General features: G+C 59.3%; 17 protein-coding genes. 9 read left to right on the plus strand and 8 right to left on the minus strand.

The genetic code is table 11. The features are described 5' to 3' along the window. The first annotated feature begins 99 nt into the window (after positions 1-99). The gene (locus ACSZOQ_RS00555) at positions 100-981 is read left to right on the plus strand and encodes a 3-hydroxybutyryl-CoA dehydrogenase (protein WP_439924185.1); all 882 of its coding nucleotides are present in this window, start codon (positions 100-102) and stop codon (positions 979-981) included. A 61-nt stretch (positions 982-1,042) separates the two neighbouring features. After that, positions 1,043-1,234 carry a putative motility protein gene (locus tag ACSZOQ_RS00560; RefSeq protein ID WP_439924186.1) on the plus strand — a complete coding sequence of 64 codons (192 nt, stop codon included), beginning with the start codon at positions 1,043-1,045 and terminating at the stop codon, positions 1,232-1,234. Here the strand turns inward: ACSZOQ_RS00560 and ACSZOQ_RS00565 are convergent. Together ACSZOQ_RS00565 and tlpA are read right to left on the minus strand one after the other, a co-directional pair. Further along, on the minus strand, positions 1,231-1,629 hold the full coding sequence (locus ACSZOQ_RS00565) for a VOC family protein (RefSeq protein WP_439924187.1): 399 nt from the start codon (positions 1,627-1,629) through the stop codon (positions 1,231-1,233). The two genes, ACSZOQ_RS00560 and ACSZOQ_RS00565, sit on opposite strands and share 4 nt — an antisense overlap. Positions 1,630-1,744: 115 nt before the next feature. Beyond that, on the minus strand, positions 1,745-2,416 hold the full coding sequence (gene tlpA / locus ACSZOQ_RS00570; RefSeq protein WP_439924188.1) for a thiol:disulfide interchange protein TlpA: 672 nt from the start codon (positions 2,414-2,416) through the stop codon (positions 1,745-1,747). A gap of 108 nt (positions 2,417-2,524) precedes the next feature. Between tlpA and argH the strand changes: the two genes are divergently transcribed. The 4 genes from argH to ACSZOQ_RS00590 all read left to right on the plus strand — a co-directional run bounded on the left by argH (position 2,525) and on the right by ACSZOQ_RS00590 (position 6,650). Then, a complete protein-coding gene (gene argH / locus ACSZOQ_RS00575; RefSeq protein ID WP_439924189.1) occupies positions 2,525-3,922 on the plus strand; it encodes an argininosuccinate lyase in 1,398 nt (465 codons plus the stop codon). Positions 3,923-3,983: 61 nt separating this feature from the next. After that, a complete protein-coding gene (gene lptM, locus ACSZOQ_RS00580; RefSeq protein ID WP_439924190.1) occupies positions 3,984-4,289 on the plus strand; it encodes an LPS translocon maturation chaperone LptM in 306 nt (101 codons plus the stop codon). A gap of 174 nt (positions 4,290-4,463) precedes the next feature. Next, positions 4,464-5,729: a diaminopimelate decarboxylase gene (gene lysA, locus ACSZOQ_RS00585; protein ID WP_439924191.1), complete on the plus strand. Its 1,266-nt coding sequence runs from the start codon at positions 4,464-4,466 to the stop codon at positions 5,727-5,729. A gap of 33 nt (positions 5,730-5,762) precedes the next feature. Further along, complete coding sequence (locus ACSZOQ_RS00590) at positions 5,763-6,650, plus strand: c-type cytochrome (protein WP_439924192.1); 888 nt, start codon at positions 5,763-5,765, stop codon at positions 6,648-6,650. Positions 6,651-7,222: 572 nt separating this feature from the next. Here ACSZOQ_RS00590 and ACSZOQ_RS00595 read toward each other — a convergent pair. Then, positions 7,223-7,630 carry an iron-sulfur cluster assembly protein gene (locus tag ACSZOQ_RS00595; RefSeq protein WP_439924193.1) on the minus strand — a complete coding sequence of 136 codons (408 nt, stop codon included), beginning with the start codon at positions 7,628-7,630 and terminating at the stop codon, positions 7,223-7,225. A 701-nt stretch (positions 7,631-8,331) separates the two neighbouring features. Here ACSZOQ_RS00595 and ACSZOQ_RS00600 point away from each other — a divergent pair. Continuing rightward, on the plus strand, positions 8,332-9,078 hold the full coding sequence (locus ACSZOQ_RS00600) for a hypothetical protein (RefSeq protein WP_439924194.1): 747 nt from the start codon (positions 8,332-8,334) through the stop codon (positions 9,076-9,078). A 1,692-nt stretch (positions 9,079-10,770) separates the two neighbouring features. Here ACSZOQ_RS00600 and ACSZOQ_RS00605 read toward each other — a convergent pair. From ACSZOQ_RS00605 to ACSZOQ_RS00615, 3 genes are all read right to left on the minus strand, one after another. Continuing rightward, entirely contained in the window at positions 10,771-11,838 is a 1,068-nt protein-coding gene (locus ACSZOQ_RS00605) for a CobW family GTP-binding protein (protein WP_439924195.1), read from the minus strand. Between the two features lie 103 nt (positions 11,839-11,941). Beyond that, complete coding sequence (locus ACSZOQ_RS00610) at positions 11,942-12,211, minus strand: hypothetical protein (RefSeq protein ID WP_439924196.1); 270 nt, start codon at positions 12,209-12,211, stop codon at positions 11,942-11,944. A gap of 391 nt (positions 12,212-12,602) precedes the next feature. Beyond that, complete coding sequence (locus ACSZOQ_RS00615; protein WP_439924197.1) at positions 12,603-12,842, minus strand: hypothetical protein; 240 nt, start codon at positions 12,840-12,842, stop codon at positions 12,603-12,605. Positions 12,843-12,869: 27 nt separating this feature from the next. Here ACSZOQ_RS00615 and ACSZOQ_RS00620 point away from each other — a divergent pair, with 27 nt between their 5' ends. Further along, a complete protein-coding gene (locus ACSZOQ_RS00620) occupies positions 12,870-14,519 on the plus strand; it encodes a hypothetical protein (RefSeq protein WP_439924198.1) in 1,650 nt (549 codons plus the stop codon). A gap of 69 nt (positions 14,520-14,588) precedes the next feature. Here ACSZOQ_RS00620 and tsaA read toward each other — a convergent pair whose 3' ends face one another. Continuing rightward, the gene (gene tsaA / locus ACSZOQ_RS00625; protein ID WP_439924199.1) at positions 14,589-15,041 is read right to left on the minus strand and encodes a tRNA (N6-threonylcarbamoyladenosine(37)-N6)-methyltransferase TrmO; all 453 of its coding nucleotides are present in this window, start codon (positions 15,039-15,041) and stop codon (positions 14,589-14,591) included. Positions 15,042-15,496: 455 nt separating this feature from the next. Further along, entirely contained in the window at positions 15,497-15,829 is a 333-nt protein-coding gene (locus ACSZOQ_RS00630) for a hypothetical protein (protein ID WP_439924200.1), read from the minus strand. Between ACSZOQ_RS00630 and coxB the strand changes: the two genes are divergently transcribed. Continuing rightward, a complete protein-coding gene (gene coxB / locus ACSZOQ_RS00635; RefSeq protein WP_439924201.1) occupies positions 15,828-16,682 on the plus strand; it encodes a cytochrome c oxidase subunit II in 855 nt (284 codons plus the stop codon). The two genes, ACSZOQ_RS00630 and coxB, sit on opposite strands and share 2 nt — an antisense overlap. Positions 16,683-16,742 lie beyond the last annotated feature (60 nt).

Below are 16,742 nucleotides of genomic sequence, written 5' to 3' on the forward strand. Positions count from 1 at the left end.
CGAACAATGCTCGCCGAAGCAACGGACTTCGGCCGGTGTTTGTGCAAGAATGGGGCGAAACTGCGGTCTGCGCGGTTCAGGACCCGGTGAGATGGTAAGATGGCGGCAATGATCAGAAAAGTCGGCGTGATTGGTTCGGGCCAGATGGGCAACGGTATTGCGCATGTGGCGGCCCTCGCCGGGTTCGACGTGGTCCTCAACGATCTTTCTTCCGATCAGTTGAAGTCGGCCATGGCCACCATCAACAGCAACCTGTCGCGTCAGGTGTCGAAGAAGATCATCACCGAGGACGCTCGCGAGAAGGCGCTTGCGCGGATTGGGCAAACTGAAGCCCTCGAGGGGCTTGCCGATTGCGATCTGGTGATCGAGACCGCCGTCGAGAAGGAGGAGGTCAAGCGGAAAATTTTTCATGGTCTGTGCGCGGTGCTGAAGCCCGAGGCCATCATTGCCTCGAACACGTCATCGATCTCGATTACGCGGCTTGCCTCGTCCACCGATCGCCCCGAGAAATTCATCGGCATTCACTTCATGAATCCGGTGCCGCTGATGGAACTGGTCGAACTGATCCGCGGCATCGCGACCGGTGATGCGACCTTCGATGCGGCCAAGGAATTTGTCATCAGACTCGGCAAGCAGATCGCCGTGTCCGAGGATTTTCCGGCCTTCATCGTCAACCGCATTCTGCTGCCGATGATCAACGAGGCGATCTACACCTTGTACGAAGGCGTCGGCAACGTCGAGGCGATCGATGCCGCCATGAGGCTCGGCGCGCATCATCCGATGGGGCCGCTTGAACTCGCGGATTTCATCGGTCTCGACACCTGCCTGTCGATCATGCAGGTGCTGCATGAAGGGCTCGCCGACTCCAAGTACCGGCCCTGTCCGCTGCTGGTGAAATACGTAGAGGCCGGATGGCTTGGCCGCAAGAGCCAGCGCGGCTTCTACGACTATCGCGGCGAAAAACCGGTTCCGACGCGCTGATCTTTCATCCGCTGGAATTCGTTAACCCAAGCCCGCTAGAACGGTCCGTGGAGTCGTGCGCATGGATATGAGTCTAGTTGCGGCGGCCGCTGGCATGATGGCGGGCAATACGCAGTCGCAGATCGCGACCCGTGCACTGAAAATGAACCTCGACGCGCAAGCGCAGGTGCTTCAGTTGCTCGCCCCACCGCAGACGGGTCTGGCGACGAACAACGCGCCGGGCATCGGCGGCAATCTCGATATTTCGGTTTAGGCCGCTTTCGGGCTCTGGTCCTGTGTCGGCGTAATCCAGCCGACACCGACGCCGCCGGGCTGCATCAGAATCGCCATCCGGCCGACGTTTGGAACTTCGAAAATCGGCTTCATTAATTGTGCGCCGGCGGCCACTGCCTTCGCGACGCGCGCATCGACGTCATCGACGGCGAGATACGGCATCCAGCCATCGGGAACGCCCTCCAGGCCAGGTCGGTTGGTGGGGAGGATTCCGCCGACTGGCTCGCCGTTCGCGAGCGCCACCCAATAGCATTCGCCGTCCGGCAGGGTCTGTGCCTCGTAGGTCCATCCGATCGTTCGGGCGTAGAATGTCTTGAAGCCTTCCGGGTCGCGAGTGACGAATTCAGTCCAGTGAAAGTGACCGTGTTCTGTCATTGGATTATCCCTTAGCCTCGATCACGCTCGCGCCACGCCCTTTCGGCGTCATGTCGGGCCGCGCAGGTGCCAAGCAATGCTTCGGCACCTGCGTGCAAGGCTGCGCGACCCGCGCTTATTGCGCCAACGACGCCTGAATCAGGTCGATCGCGTCGGGGCTGTCCCATTCCGCTGGTCCGGACATGTTGCCGATTTCGCAACCGCGGCTGTCGATCAGCACCGAGGTGGGCATGCCGAGCGCCAGGCCGATGCCTTTAAGATTCTGAAAAACCTCTGCTTTTTCATCGTGGAAATTGCCGAGGCGGGTCAGGTTGGCGTCTTTCAGAAAGGTCTTCGGCTTGTCGGCGTCGCGGGTGTCGATGTTGATTGCGACCACAGCGAACTTATCGCTGCCGAGCTTGCCCTCCAGCTTGTCCAGTGCGGGCATTTCTTTGCGGCAAGGTACGCACCAGGTCGCCCACAGGTTCAGGAGAACGGTTTTCCCCTTCCAGTCCGAAAGCTTTTTGGGCTGGCCGTCGCCGTCCATAAAGGCCAAGTCCGGCATCTGACGCGGCTTGGACGCCATCGTCAGGGCTGCCACTTCGCCGATGGCGCGGTGCGCGAGCTTCCTGGACAGTTCCATGGCGGGGCTACAGGGCACACTGGCGCTCGCCGCGGATCTCGCGTTCCTCAAGTGCCCCGCGCCTAAAATCGTGGCCGTGATCGCGGCGACGACGGCGACCGCGACCAGTGGGCCTACGGGAAGCCCGCGTTGGGCGCGGCGGGACGGCGGGGTGGTTTCGGTCATATCGTTTGTCATCCTGTATAAGATGCGGGTATGCAGGCTTCGGCTTTAGACGGCTAGAACGAACCGGGTGGATCGATCGTCCGGCAGGCATGAAATGAGCGGCGCGGCATGAGCAACAAAATGTGGGGCGGCCGGTTCGGCGAAGGTCCCGACGCGATCATGGAAGAAATCAACGTCTCCATCGACGTCGATCGCCATCTCTACGCCCAGGACATTGCCGCGTCCAAGGTCCATGCTGCCATGCTTGCCGCTCAAGGCATCATCACGGCGGATGATGCAAAAAACATAGGCAAGGGTCTAGACACGATTTTGTCAGAGATTCGCAAGGATTCCTTTGACTTCAAGCGGGCGCTTGAGGACATTCACATGAATGTCGAGGGTCGGCTCGGGGAGTTGATCGGCGCTGCGGCTGGACGATTGCATACCGCGCGTTCGCGCAACGATCAGGTTGCGACCGATTTTCGTCTCTATGTCCGTGACGTCATCGACGAGACCGATGCGGCGCTCGCGGCCTTTCAGCATGTTCTGGTAACTCGCGCGCTGGAGCATGCCGGGACGGTAATGCCGGGCTTCACGCATTTGCAGACCGCGCAGCCGGTGACCTTCGGCCATCATTTGATGGCCTATGTCGAGATGGCGGCGCGTGACCGCGGCCGCTTCGCCGATGCGCGCAAGCGCCTGAACGAGAGCCCGCTCGGGGCGGCCGCGCTGGCCGGCACATCCTTTCCGATCGATCGCGGTGCCACCGCGAAGGGACTCGGTTTCGATCGCCCGATGGCGAATTCGCTCGATGCGGTTTCCGATCGCGATTTCGTGCTGGAGACACTCTCGGCAGCAGCGATCACATCGATGCATCTGTCGCGCTTCGCCGAGGAGTTGGTGATCTGGACCTCGCCGCTGGTCGGCCTGGTGCGGCTGTCGGACAAGTTCACCACGGGCTCGTCGATCATGCCGCAGAAGCGCAATCCAGACGCCGCCGAACTGGTGCGCGCCAAGACCGGCCGTGTCATCGGCGCGCTGACGGCGCTGCTGATCGTGATGAAGGGACTGCCGCTGGCCTATCAAAAGGACATGCAGGAGGACAAGCAGGGTGCGATGGAGGCGTTCGGCGCGCTCTCGCTGGCGATTCGCGCCATGACCGGCATGGTCGCCGACCTCGTTCCGGATGAAGCGCGGATGAAGGTGGCGGCCGGTGACGGTTACGCCACTGCGACAGATCTCGCCGACTGGCTGGTGCGGACGCTGAAGATTCCGTTCCGCGACGCGCATCATGTCACAGGGCGCATCGTTGCCGCTGCATCGAAGCAGGGCGTGGCGCTGCATGAGCTGCCGCTCAAGGATATGCAGGCCATCGAGCCGCGCATCACCCGCGATGCGCTTGCGACGCTGTCCGTCGAGGCGTCCGTAAAAAGCCGGACGAGCTATGGCGGGACCGCGCCGAGAAACGTTCGTGCGCAAGCCAATGCCTGGCTCAAGCGGCTGGAAAAAGAGCGAAAATTGGGCTGATCCAAAGTCGACTCGAATTTTTCTGGACCTCCGGGTCTCGCCAGGGCAGGGCATTCTTTGTATGGTGCCGCCGATTGGGGAAATCGCCGTGAACAGCACTTCAAGCTCCGTCTCCGCGAGATGGGCACTGGTTTTTCTGGCAGCCGCTACGCTCGTGCTGGCCAGTTGCGGGCGCAAGGGTGGCCTCGATCTGCCGCCAACCGCCTCGGAGCAGTCGCGTGCTGCAGCGGCGGCCGAGGACCATGACCGCGATGCTGCGGCCAAGGGCAGTGTGTTCGACCCTTCCTACGGCATGAACAGCGATCCGGCTGCGCCCAGGGGCACGAAGAAATCCTTTATCCTCGATCCGCTGCTCGACAGCCGCTGAGGCGGCTAGGGGTCCGGTTCTAACATTTGCATCCCGTTGCAGAGAGTGTCTTTGCAAATGCTAGAATCGAAGGACCACTAGAAGCATAAATTTGCTCGTGTCCTTTCGAATCCGAAGTTCGCTACGGAAGGTGTTGCACAATGAGGCGAACTTCGGATTCGGGACACTAGTTCCATGCGCCACTTTGATTACCGCGACGGCGTGCTCCATGCCGAGGGCGTCAATCTTTCGACGCTGGCCGAGGCCGTCGGCACGCCGTTCTATTGTTATTCGACCGCGACGCTGGAGCGGCACTACCGCGTGTTTGCCGACGCCTTCGCAGGCGTCGACCATCTGATCTGCTACGCGATGAAGGCCAACTCCAATCAGTCGGTGCTGCGGACGCTGGCGAAGCTCGGGGCCGGCGCGGACGTGGTGTCCGGCGGCGAACTGAAGCGCGCGCTGGCGGCCGGAATTCCGGCGAGCAAGATCTTGTTCTCGGGCGTCGGCAAAACCGAAGCCGAATTGCGCGCGGCGCTGGCTGCGGAGGTTCTCTGCATCAACGTGGAATCCGAGCCCGAACTCGACCTGCTGTCGAGGCTTGCGTCTGAAACCGGGTGCAAGGCGCGCATCTCGATCCGCGTCAATCCCGACGTCGATTCCAAAACGCACGCCAAGATTTCGACCGGCAAGTCGGAGAACAAGTTCGGCATCCCGATCGCGCAAGCGCGCGCGGTCTATGCCCGCGCGGCAAAGCTGCCAGGCATCGCGATCACCGGCGTCGACATGCACATCGGCAGCCAGATCACCGATCTCGGCCCGATGGAGGCGGCGTTCCGACTGCTGACGGATTTTGTCACAACGCTGCGTGCCGACGGCCATTCTATCTCGCATGTCGATTTCGGCGGCGGCCTCGGCATTCCCTATTACGAGGACCGTGCGGCGCCGCCGGAGCCGCTCGCCTATGCCGAAATGGTCAAGCGTGTGACGCGCAATCTGGGCTGCACGCTGATGTTCGAGCCGGGTCGCATGATCGTCGGCAACGCCGGCATTCTGGTGACGCGCGTGATCTACGTGAAGCGCGGCGACGCGCGGAATTTCGTCATCATTGACGCCGCCATGAATGATCTGATCCGTCCGACACTGTATGAGGCCTATCACCAGATCATGCCGGTGCGCGCGGCATCCAAGGATGCCCCTGTGATGGTTGCTGACGTCGTCGGCCCGGTCTGCGAGACCGGTGATTATCTGGCGCTCGAGCGCAATCTGCCGGAGCCGCAAGCCGGCGATCTTCTCGCGATCATGACTGCGGGCGCCTACGGCGCGGTGCAATCCGGGACCTACAACACGCGCGCGTTGATCCCCGAGGTGCTGGTCAAGGGCGACCGGTATGCGGTGGTCCGCCCGCGTATCGAGGTCGAGCAACTCATTGCGATGGATGTGTCCGCGCCATGGCTGTGATCGCGGCCTCCCGGTCCGGCGTCATCGTCAACAGTGGCCGGTGCGCTGCACCATGCAGGCACTTTCCGAAGGCGTTGTGAAGCTGCGGCAAGCCGGTTTTGGCGCAAGAAGAAGGCCAACGGACGCCTGTCAAAGTTCGCATTCGCAGTGCAAAATCCGGCAGCATCAGGCATTGGGCTGAACCGTTGCACGACAAACATCTATTTGATATGGGTGTGGCCGCCGCTCCCCTTAGGCACGCAAAACGGGCTAGAGTGGGGCTGTTCCAAGATCGATGAGCCGGGGGGTGCCGCTGCCATCGACCTTTTCAATTCGTCCGGGGTATCCCGGGTTTTTTTTGGCTCCTCTACCGCTGGGAGTACTTCAGTAATGACCTCTGGGAGTGATACAGTGCATTCAAACCGGACCAACGCTATTCTCGGCGCGCTGCTGGGAACATTGTTGTTTGTGCAAACGGTACGCATCATCGACGAGTCGTTCAGCGGGCCAGAGAAACCGCACGCTGAAGCCGCCCATAAAACCGCCGCCACGGAAGCTGCCGCCAAGCCGGCGGCCACTGACCCGGCGGCGTTCAACAAGTTGCTTGCCAGCGCCTCCGCCGAGCGCGGTGCCGGGCTCGTCAAGCAGTGCCAGATTTGCCACAACACCGAGGAAGGCAAAGGCCCCAAGATCGGTCCTGACCTCTACGGCGTTGTCGATCGGCCGGTTGCTTCGATAGCCGGCTTTAACTACTCGGCTGCCTTGAAGGCTAAGGGCGGCAAGTGGACTTTCGCCGAGCTCGACAAATGGATCGAAGATCCGCGTGCCTACGTTAAGGGCACATCCATGAGCTTCGCCGGCTTGAAGAGCGAGAGCAAGCGCGCTGACTTGGTTGCCTATCTCAATACGCTCTCCAAGAGCCCCGCGCCGCTGCCGAAGTAAGCAATCCATCGGCCTCCGAACGGAAGCCAGTGGTTTGACAGCAAGAACGGCTAACGGCTTGCTGAATTTGAGTATGTCCGACCCCTGGCGCTCGCGAGCATCTCGCTCGCGTTTGCCGCCACGGGGCAGGGCATTAAGCATGGCCAGCCAGAAAGATAGCGGGTGGCCTGCGGGCATAGGCCATTTCTGGCTACCAGCGCCCCATAACTATCCCATAGCCGGATACCCGGAAGCCGTCGCCGCCTTCATGGAAATCGCGAGCCGACGGCATCGGCGGCCTTCCAACATCGCTGACAAAACTTCCGCGGCCTAGTTTGCCTGCTTGTTTTGTTGCGTCGCAAGAGGGGCCCGTGGGAGTTGTTTTCCAAGAGAGCCGCATTGTTATTCCGGCGCAGCCGCTTCGGCCGTGTGCTGCCGTAGGCTTGGGTTTGATCCACAGGCGGACACATAGCTTCGCGGCGGTGCTGTCGCTGGCAGGGCGGAGTTTCTGCCAATAGCTCCGCACAGGCCGATGCGTTAGCCGCGTACGACAGTCAAAACTGAACTTGATCCGACCGGGTTGACGCGCCGCATCACCACATGTTGAGCACGGTGCGCGCCTCGTCCGACATGCGGCTGGGATCCCACGCCGGCTCCCAGACGATGGCTACCTTGGCATCGCGCACGCCGGACACACTCGTGACCGCGTGCTTTATCTGGCCAGGCAGCTCCGCTGCGGACGGACAAGCCGGCGACGTCAGCGTCATCTCGATGTTGACCATGCGATCGTCATCGATGACGATTTTATAAATCAGACCAAGCTCGTAGAGGTCGGCCGGAATTTCCGGATCATAGACGGTCTTGAGCGCACCGATGATGTCCTCTCCCATGCGCGCCATTTCGTCCGCCGGGACGCTCGATGGCCGATCCGTCGTGTCGACGGCGTCATCATCAACCGGGGAAACGCTCTCTGTTCCAGCTAGGTTCGCCTCGTCCATCATACCAATACTCCTGCGCCTTGGCGAACGACCCGCATCAAGCCTTAGCCTGCGTGGTCCACATTAGGTGCCGATTCGGATTTGTCTTCCGCTCGAACGTCTCAAAGCGTTCGCCAATGCAGCCTTCAGCTTTAGGCGGCGTGCTTACTCTACATAGCGCAGTTGCAAGCCTTCTCCAAGCGGCAACAAGAGGCGCTTGATGGCGGCGTCGCAGGCGCTCGACCCCGGAGCTCAGCCGCCCCGCACGGCCATGAACAAAGCGGGTGTGCGGAAAAAGCCTCGCTCAGCCCGTCCGCTAGCGCCGGACTGCCTGCTCACCTGCGGGATAATCGGTGCCCGGATATAGAAGTTCCCGCAGGCGGTCGGGACCGTCTGTGGATATAAGACTTCCCGATTGGAGCAATTCTAGCGACTTTCAGACGTCAGCAGAAGAGGCGTAGCAGAGCAAATAGCTCGGTTGCCGTAGGTTATGGCCGCCGATTTCAAGGTGGATTTGTCACTTGCGTCACCAGGTATCTGTCTGGATTGGAGTTGACGCGAACGTCATTGCCGTGGTAGATTCTGATCATACCAATTTAGCATGGTTGGACGTTGGACTAAGATACGCAACCGCCTATCGTGAGTGAGAAATCGGCGGAACGAGTTCGCATCGCGGGTATTGTTATTGATGTGGGGATGCGTGGTCCCAACCAGAGGAGCCCTTCATGTGCGACTACAGTCTGCATCACGTAGCTTCGCGGCCTGCCAAGGTCGCCGACAAGCTGGTTACGATGGAGCTTGCGAAATCAAACGTGCGCGGCTTTGCCGCCGTTGGTGAGCTTGGCCCCAAGCTTGTAATTCATGATAGCCCGCCCGAACTGGCGGTCTGTTTGCTGCCTGGAACGGAACTCGCCTTTGACGAGAATGTTCAGTACGACTGCCCCCGCAGTTTTCTTGGCATAAAGTTCTCCGGCAAGGCCCGTGTTGATCACAAGGTCGCGAGCTTCCGGAAAGTCGATGTGGATAATCCGCACGTTCAGCACGACGCGTTGGAGTTCCCGAATGGGCAGGTTCTAAAGATTACGCAGCTTGTCAGCGGGCAAACCGCTACGGTACTGCAGCTGCCCGTCAACGCCCAGCAGGATGATCATGATCATCCGCATGTTGGACATAGACGCGCTTCTCGACTTGCTCTGAACCGGTCTCCGACTAAGCAAGGAATGTTTGTGCCGAACCAGGGTGCGGTGATGTTGTGGGATACGTTCCGCGGCACGGCTGTTGACCTTTCCATGGCATTAGCAGAGTCGTTCCAGCGTTTCACCGCTCCCAAGCAGCCTTCGATTCTTGAAGGTGAAATGGCAGCCGGCGTTGGCGCCGAGGTAAGCTTCCAGAACGGCGTGCCCACGGTGAAGACGCCTGCGGCTCAAAAGCCAGAGAAGCAAGTTAAGACCAGGTCTGCCTCTGCTGCCTAGCTTGCGCTAAGCTGGTTACGTCAACGACCGCGGTAAAACGCGCTAGATCTTGGAAACAAGGATAGCGTGTGCCGCGGTCGACGTTTGTCTGGTTGTCAGAGCACGCAGCCAAAGGCGTTAACCGCGCAATAACCCATTAAGGCAGGATTGTCCGGTCGCGATGAGTTCGCGCGCCAGAGCACTTCCCCGTCGAGCTCAAAAATAATTCGGGGCATCGACGCGTCAGGATCCGGTGCCATTTTTTGCCGAGTTTCGCTTCCGCGCCTAGGGTTCGTGGCCCGCTTCATCGATCGGTCGGTCAGTCGACACAACGTGCCGTATCGCCCATGGGTGGTTTTACGGCTGGGTGCTTGCCTTCGACGAAAGGCTCGGGAGGCAGAATTTCAGTTGCTCGGTATTCCGCTTTCACAGACCCGCTCGGTAAAACCGGAAAAGGTGGCGATAAACCGCTTCAACGCTGTGCGGCGCGCCGCGGTCACCTGCGCGAAGAGCGTCGCCTCGCCATACCGGCAGTCTCGTGCAGACTCATGATCCCAACTCACTGCGCGCGCGACATGCTGATATTCAATCAATTTCGTCCGCGTCTGAAGCGTGCGTCGCATCGTTTATCGCAGCGACAACGGAGAATCGAAAACAGGCGAGGCCACCATTTAGTATTGATTGTTTGCCGCGCTGCGAAGACAAACGAGGTGCAGCATGACGCCCTCCGGCAACGGCGCATGCCATGGACGTGAGCAAGTCTCGCCGATTGAAGAACTGACGGAATTCTGTCTGTCTCTGTGCTGGCTGGCCTCATGTGCAATGAAGAATATTCGGCGCGCAAATGGAGTTGAAGCGAAACCCGAGGACGCATAGTATAGCGAAGTCACTGCTTGACTTCGATAACATCAACATCCGGGACAACGCCCTAGAATGCATGCTCTACTGAGAATCGTCGGAGTTATCACCTTGGTTGCCGGACTCGGCTTCATGGGACAGGGCTTCCGCTTTTACAGCTTTCCCGCCGATAGTGTCCTGGTCAGGCATACAGAATGGGTCTACTACGGCGCCGCGATGGCCGTAGTCGGGTTTTTGCTTATCATCTTTTCACGGCCCTCCGAGGAGCCGTAGAGTCGGGATATCACGCGGCTAGGTCGATGGCATTTGTCATCGACCGTCTGGCAATTTTCCCGCTGTCGTTGCTATAGCGGCTGTCCGTCCTAGGAACGGGTGGGACGTTGTGGCTGGCATGCAGCCTCCCCGGAACCCCCGGGTGGTCATCCATGCGGATGCCGGAACGCCTACTGTCATCCTGATGGTGAAGCTTCCTGAGAATGGCTGAACGGTTGCGGCTGTGGCGTGCGCACGGCGCTGATAGCTATTCCGTACCTGTGTAATCTGCTCGGGCGACCATCCGCCTGCGAGCCGCTCGATATGACGCGACGGCTCGTAAGCTCCCGTCTCGTTCCATGCGCGAGCGGCCATTGGCGCACAATTTCGCATCGATCGTCCAGGGAAGCTGCGCGTAACTCCGCGCTTGGCGGCCCCGCGGGAAGTGTCGCACTTCGTTTGTGAACTCTCAGGCTGTACTGGTTCGGAAAACAGCAGCGCTTCATCGGCAGGAGGGCTGCCGACGTGGTCGTGGGCATGACGCCGACGACCACGCTTTTCGCAGCGAGCGGATTGCTTGGCAGACTACGAGTATCGCTTGGATCAGGCGATACAACTCTGGAACCCTTCGGCGATCTTCTCTTCCGGCAGCTTGCGGCCGATGAAGACCATGCGGCTTTCGCGCTTTTCGTCCTCTTTCCAGGGCCGTTGATGATCGCCGTCGAGAATCATATGAACGCCCTGAAATACAAAGCGCCGATCCTCGTCCTTGAAAGAAAGAATGCCCTTGCTTCGCAAAATGTTCGGACCCTCGACCTGCACCAGATCCTCGACCCAGGCAAAAAATTTATCCGCGTCCAGCGGCTTGTCGGTCCTGAACGAAAGCGATTGCATCTCCTCGTCGTGGTAGTGCTTGAGGCCGCCTTCGTGGTCCGCGTGCTTGTGATCATGATCATGGTCATGATCGTGATGGTCGTGATCGTGATCGTGGTCATGGCCGTGATCGTGGCCATGGCTGTGGTCCTTGGCCTCAAGGAACGCCGGTTCGAAATCGAGGATGCGGTCGAGATCGAAGGCATTTCGTCCCAGAATCTCGTTGAGCGGAATCTGCGCCCGTTGGGTTCTGTGCAGCTTGGCGTAAGGATTGATGCCGCGGATGCGCGCTTCGACGTCGTTGAGCTCGGCGGCCGACACAAGATCGGTCTTGTTGATCAGGATCACGTCGGCGAAAGCGATCTGGTTCTTGGCTTCCGGCGCGTCCTTGAGCCTGTCTTTGAGCCACTTGGCGTCGGCGACGGTGACGACCGCGTCGAGCTTGGTCTGCTTCCCGACATTCTCGTCGACGAAGAAGGTCTGCGCCACCGGCGCCGGATCGGCGAGGCCTGTGGTCTCGACGATGATGGCGTCGAACTTGCCCTTCTTTTTCATCAGGTCTGAGAGAATGCGCATAAGATCGCCGCGGACGGTGCAGCAGATGCACCCGTTATTCATCTCGAACACTTCCTCGTCTGCGCCCACGACAAGATCGTTATCGATGCCGATCTCACCGAACTCGTTGACGATGACGGCGTATTTCTTGCCGTGCTCCTCCGAGAGAATGCGGTTGAGCAGTGTGGTCTTGCCGGCGCCGAGATAGCCGGTCAGCACGGTGACCGGGATTTTATCAGTCATTTGGTTCCTCCGCTGGTCCAGCTATATAGGCATCCATGCGTTCTGCATCAATTGCCGCGAGGGCTCGTTCCTCGGCGTCGGACTTGCCGGCCGTCCGACCTGATTATCGCTCTGTTTCCTGCTTCGTCGTGTTCGGCTGGGCCTCATCTGTGTCCCGCGTCAGCAGCCCGCCGCTCAACAATCCGGCAATGAACATGTCCGGGCTGAGCGTTGAAACGTGAATACCCTCCTGGAACATACGATCCGCAACCGCTTCCATATAGGCATGGTCGCTGAGGTTCTGTTCATTCCAGCTTGACTCGCGCAGACGGGTGATCGCTTCGGCCGATGAGGCCGCCTCGATCAGCAGCCCTTGGTTGGTACGGTATCGCATCGGTATTCGCTCCTTAGGCAGCTATTTCTGCGTCTCTGGCGTTAGCAGGCCGTTTGTCCCGAGGCCGCGCCCGCCGCGATCGGCGATGACTGGCTTCCCGCTGTTGCTATGAAGAAATTCTGATCCTGTCGACTGAAATATGATTTTCACCGTCGCCCTGGCGGACCTGGGCGTCCGACGACAGCCGCAACCAAATGGGGGAGATCCTGATCGGCAGGCGCGAAGCGCCGTGCGCCGGCGGTTACGATCCACAAATGGCACGGTACGGAATTATGGTAACTATCTTCGCGGCGTTTGCCCGGTTCCCGGGCTTCCAGCATATCCGCAATCTCTCGTCGTCACCGATCTTCAAGCCGCGATGCGAGAGTGCGCCTTTTCGTACGAACCCAGATCAATCCGCGAGCACAACCATTTCGCCATCGATGACCTGATACTCGGCAAGAAGCTCCTGACTGGCTTCCGAATCGACCGTGATTTCCGCGTCAGGAAGGCACTCCTTGACCGCCCGGAGAGCCTCAGCCTGGTCGGCAATGGCGACGAGGATGAACTCGTGGCGCAATGCACCACTGGCGCCTCTGCCGGGTCTTACCGAGCTAATTTTCCACCCTTTTAGCATGGCTTCGTATGGCATGGATTCTTTCCCGCGTACATATCCGATTTGACGATCGTCGCCTGTTCCATACCCGCTATAGCTTCGCTTTTTGGTTTTGAGAATGATGAGTTGACGTGGACCGTAGGAGACGGTTTGGCTCGAACATATTGCGTTGCAACATGGCGTGTCGGTGAGAGCGCGAACCCGCGCTGTCGGCTGTCGCGGACTGGAGCTAGCTTCATCGTCCGCGGATGCACTGGCGATCACCGAACCCGCCCTCCGATGGAAGCTGCTCATGCGCGAGCGAAGTGCGGTGCATCGCCTTCAGGTTTGTCAGGCTGTCACTTGGAGCGGGCGCATCGAGCGCGTCGCCGACAACGCCGTTACCCATTGAACCGGAGGTTTCGCGACTGTAAACGTGCGGCCTTCGCCCGAAGAGGTCATCTGATGTCGGAAACTGCGCTGAGCCTACTCGTCAACGTGTTGAACCGGCCCGTCCATTTCCCGAAGCCTGATCAGACCGGCTGCCTCTTCGTCGGGGAGTCGCCAACGCCATTCGTATCGCCAATCCTCGATATGGAGGGGGAGAGTCCGTCGGCCCTCGAGAAGGAAATCATTTTTATCGAGGCGTCTGCAGCGGTCGGTAAGAGCACGTTCGCGAAACAACTATCGGCGACGCTCAATGCGCCGATGCTCGACCTGGCCAAGGTCTCGGTTTCGGCGGGATCGCTGCGCGCTTTGCTGGCTGGACTGGAGGCTGACGATAAAAGCGATCCCGTAGCCGCGTTCCACGAGGGCAGGGTTCCGGTGATCGTGGATGCTCTCGACGAAGGGAGATTGTTGTCGAGCGAGGCGGGCATCGAGCAGTTTCTTGAATCCACCGCAGAGCTTTTGCGGAGCAACCGAACTGTTGCTTCGCGGCCCAAGCTTATTTTCCTTGGGAGATTTGAATCGACCGAATTGGCGAGGGAGCAGTTCGATCGCGACGCGCCCGGAGTGACGCATGTCACGGCCAATGTCGAATTCTTCGACAAAGAGGGAGCCGAGCAACTGATCCACGCCTACGCGGCGACGACCGCCAGACCCGGCTCCTACTATCAAAAGCACCCGGAACAGGCGCGAGACTTTATCGCCACCTTCTTTGACGCAATCGAAACCTTTCTTGGTTTGCCGGCGGGGGAATTGTGGAAGAACGGGCGAGGCAAGGTGTTTGCCGGCTATGCGCCGGTGCTGGCGGCATTGGGCTCGATCCTGGCAGCGATCGATGATTTCACCAATGTGGCCAAGAATCTCAAAGCAGATGGCGGCCGCGAGGCATGGGGCGTGATCGAGGCGGTTCTGTACGAAATACTAGGTCGTGAACAGGATAAGTTGCGGGACGTACTGAGCGAGCGATGCGAGTCCGCGCTGCCGAATTCAGTTTATGACGTCGAGGAGCAATTGTCGCTGCTTGCTCAGTATATCAGTTCGAAGCCGCTGGAGGGTGCCGGTCGCGTCAGGCTCCCGCCATCCGACATGGAAAAATACAGAGAAATGGTCCGAACCTATCTGCCGCATCATCCCTTCATGCGACGGCACGAATTTGGAGATGCTGTCCTGGGATCGGCCAGTGTGTCGCGCGCCGTTTATCACGGCACGTCGATTTCCCGAGAACGCCTGATAAGCCTGTCGCGACAGTGGCGTCAGTCGGCGCCAACGCGCCGGCCGGCGCGTTGATCGTGCGCGGCATGAGGCTGCGGAGTTGCCTGCCGAACAGACGTTTTTATGCGAGCGTGGCCGGGCTGCTCATGGCCTCAAGCGGTCTGTTGCGATCATCCACCATTGCGGAGCGCGAAGTTCGGTGATGGCGTCAAAGTCGTCATAAGGCTTGATATCGAGGACAGGCGTGCCGTCATAGGCGTCCAATGCCTTGACGGTCAGAACGTTCTTGTCGCGCTTCACCAACTCGACAACGGCCAGCCCGATTGGATTAGGCCTTTCCGGACCGCGGGCGCAGAACAAACCCACTTCCGGCAGATCGGCGCGATACCGGGGATGCGTGGTTAACGGAACAGGCTTGCCGACGAGTTGATCCATCCAAAACAGGATGATCAGATGTGACCACTCCTCAATGCCGGTCAAGGCCGCCGCAAGGTCCTCGCGTACGACGATTTCCGCGACGATGTCGCGACGGGGTATTCGCACGCCGTTTGTGAACTGGCTGCGCACGGTGGCTATGGATTGCATGCTAATCGTCATCTGGGACTACTCGGGTTCTGGATGATTGAGCCGGAGATATCGTCCCTGCACGCTTTCCATTGCCAGTTAGCTCCGGTCACGCGCGTTCCGGCAACCCAAGCTCGGACCATAGCTCGGATTTCCATCTATTCTGCCGAAGGCCTCCCCCAAGCGTCAATGACGCCGTTCAGGTCGATCGGTCCGACAAGACGAGATGTCGTTTGGGACGCGTGATCTTCCGCTCGCGGGTTGCGATGTCGAGTGCAGTCAGAGGGAAGGCATGCGATCCGAGCAGCCTGAAAATGGAACGTGTCGCGACCTGATGTTTGAAGACTCTGTCCTTAAAGCCTTCAAGTCTCAAGATGATGGTCGTTGCGTTTGCGCTTCGGCAAACGGTTCTGCAAACAACTCGCTTTTCCAGCAGTCGAAGCCGCGTAATTTCATTGCAGCGACTGTGTTGCTCTATGGTCGAGGCATCACCGATGACCAGAATTCGGTACATGGTCAAGAAAGAGTAAGAAGATTCCGGTCGCTGATTGCGCGATCGAACTGATCTCAGATTGATTGCCGACGCGCACCTTCACGTATTGACTTAAAAAACGCGACGAGACGCTTGATGCTGCCGCAGAGATGCAATCAATCTTCGTGATTGAAGGGCTTTCGTTGTTGCCGCATAGCAGCATGAACGAGGCTTGCATCTTAAAATATACTCCTTTAAGAAAACGGCCGGTACGTAACGCGCTTGTTGGGCCCGTGTCGAAGGCCGCCAGGTGCTGGTGCGGATTTATGACAAGGAGCGCGAGCGGCATGAAGATGTCGAATGGCCTGTATGGCCGCCGGTTTGGCCGCCGGTTTCTGGGAATGGCGTTTGGGGCAGCGGCTTTGGCTGCTGGTTGTGGATCGGTTTCTGCCGAGGAGGTAGGTCCGCAGCCCTGGGGGATTGATTTTGCGGGCTCTGCGTCGCCTGTGATGGACAGCATCGAGAAGATGCACAGCGGGCTTCTGATCGTGATCACGGTTATCACGCTGTTTGTGACGGCGCTGATGGTGATAGCGATGTTGCGGTTCAACGCGCGCGCCAATCCGGTACCGTCGAAGACGACCCACAACACCATGATCGAGGTTGCGTGGACGATTATCCCGGTTCTGATCCTGGTCGGCATTGCGATACCGTCGTTCCGGCTGCTGTTCCAAGAGCTTGACCTTCCGAAGGCTGACCTGACGGTGAAGGCGACCGGCAAGCAGTGGTACTGGACCTACACCTATCCGGACAACGGCAAGATCGAGTTTGACTCGCTGATTGCGCAGGACAAGAAGCCGCGGATGCTGGCGGTCGACAACGAGCTGGTTGTTCCGGTGAACAAGGTGGTTCGGGTGGAAGTGACCGGGACCGATGTCATTCATTCGTTTGGAGTTCAGGCGTTCGGCATCAAGGTGGATGCGATCCCGGGTCGTCTCAACGAGACCTGGTTCAAGGCCACCAAGCTTGGCATGTTCTACGGCCAGTGCTCGGAGCTGTGCGGCCGGGATCACGCCTTCATGCCGATCGCGGTTCGGGTTGTGAGCGATCAGGATTTTACGGCCTGGGTTGAGACCGCGAAGAAGAAGTTTGCTTCGAACCCGGAGAACGCGGTGGCGTCAGCTGCCGACGCGATGCGCTAGGCGAGAGCGACAGCCTCTAAGGTTCGAAGGACTTCAAGGGACGAAAGACAGGATTAGACA

The organism is Nitrobacter sp. JJSN (genome assembly GCF_051912485.1).
GTDB lineage: Bacteria > Pseudomonadota > Alphaproteobacteria > Rhizobiales > Xanthobacteraceae > Nitrobacter.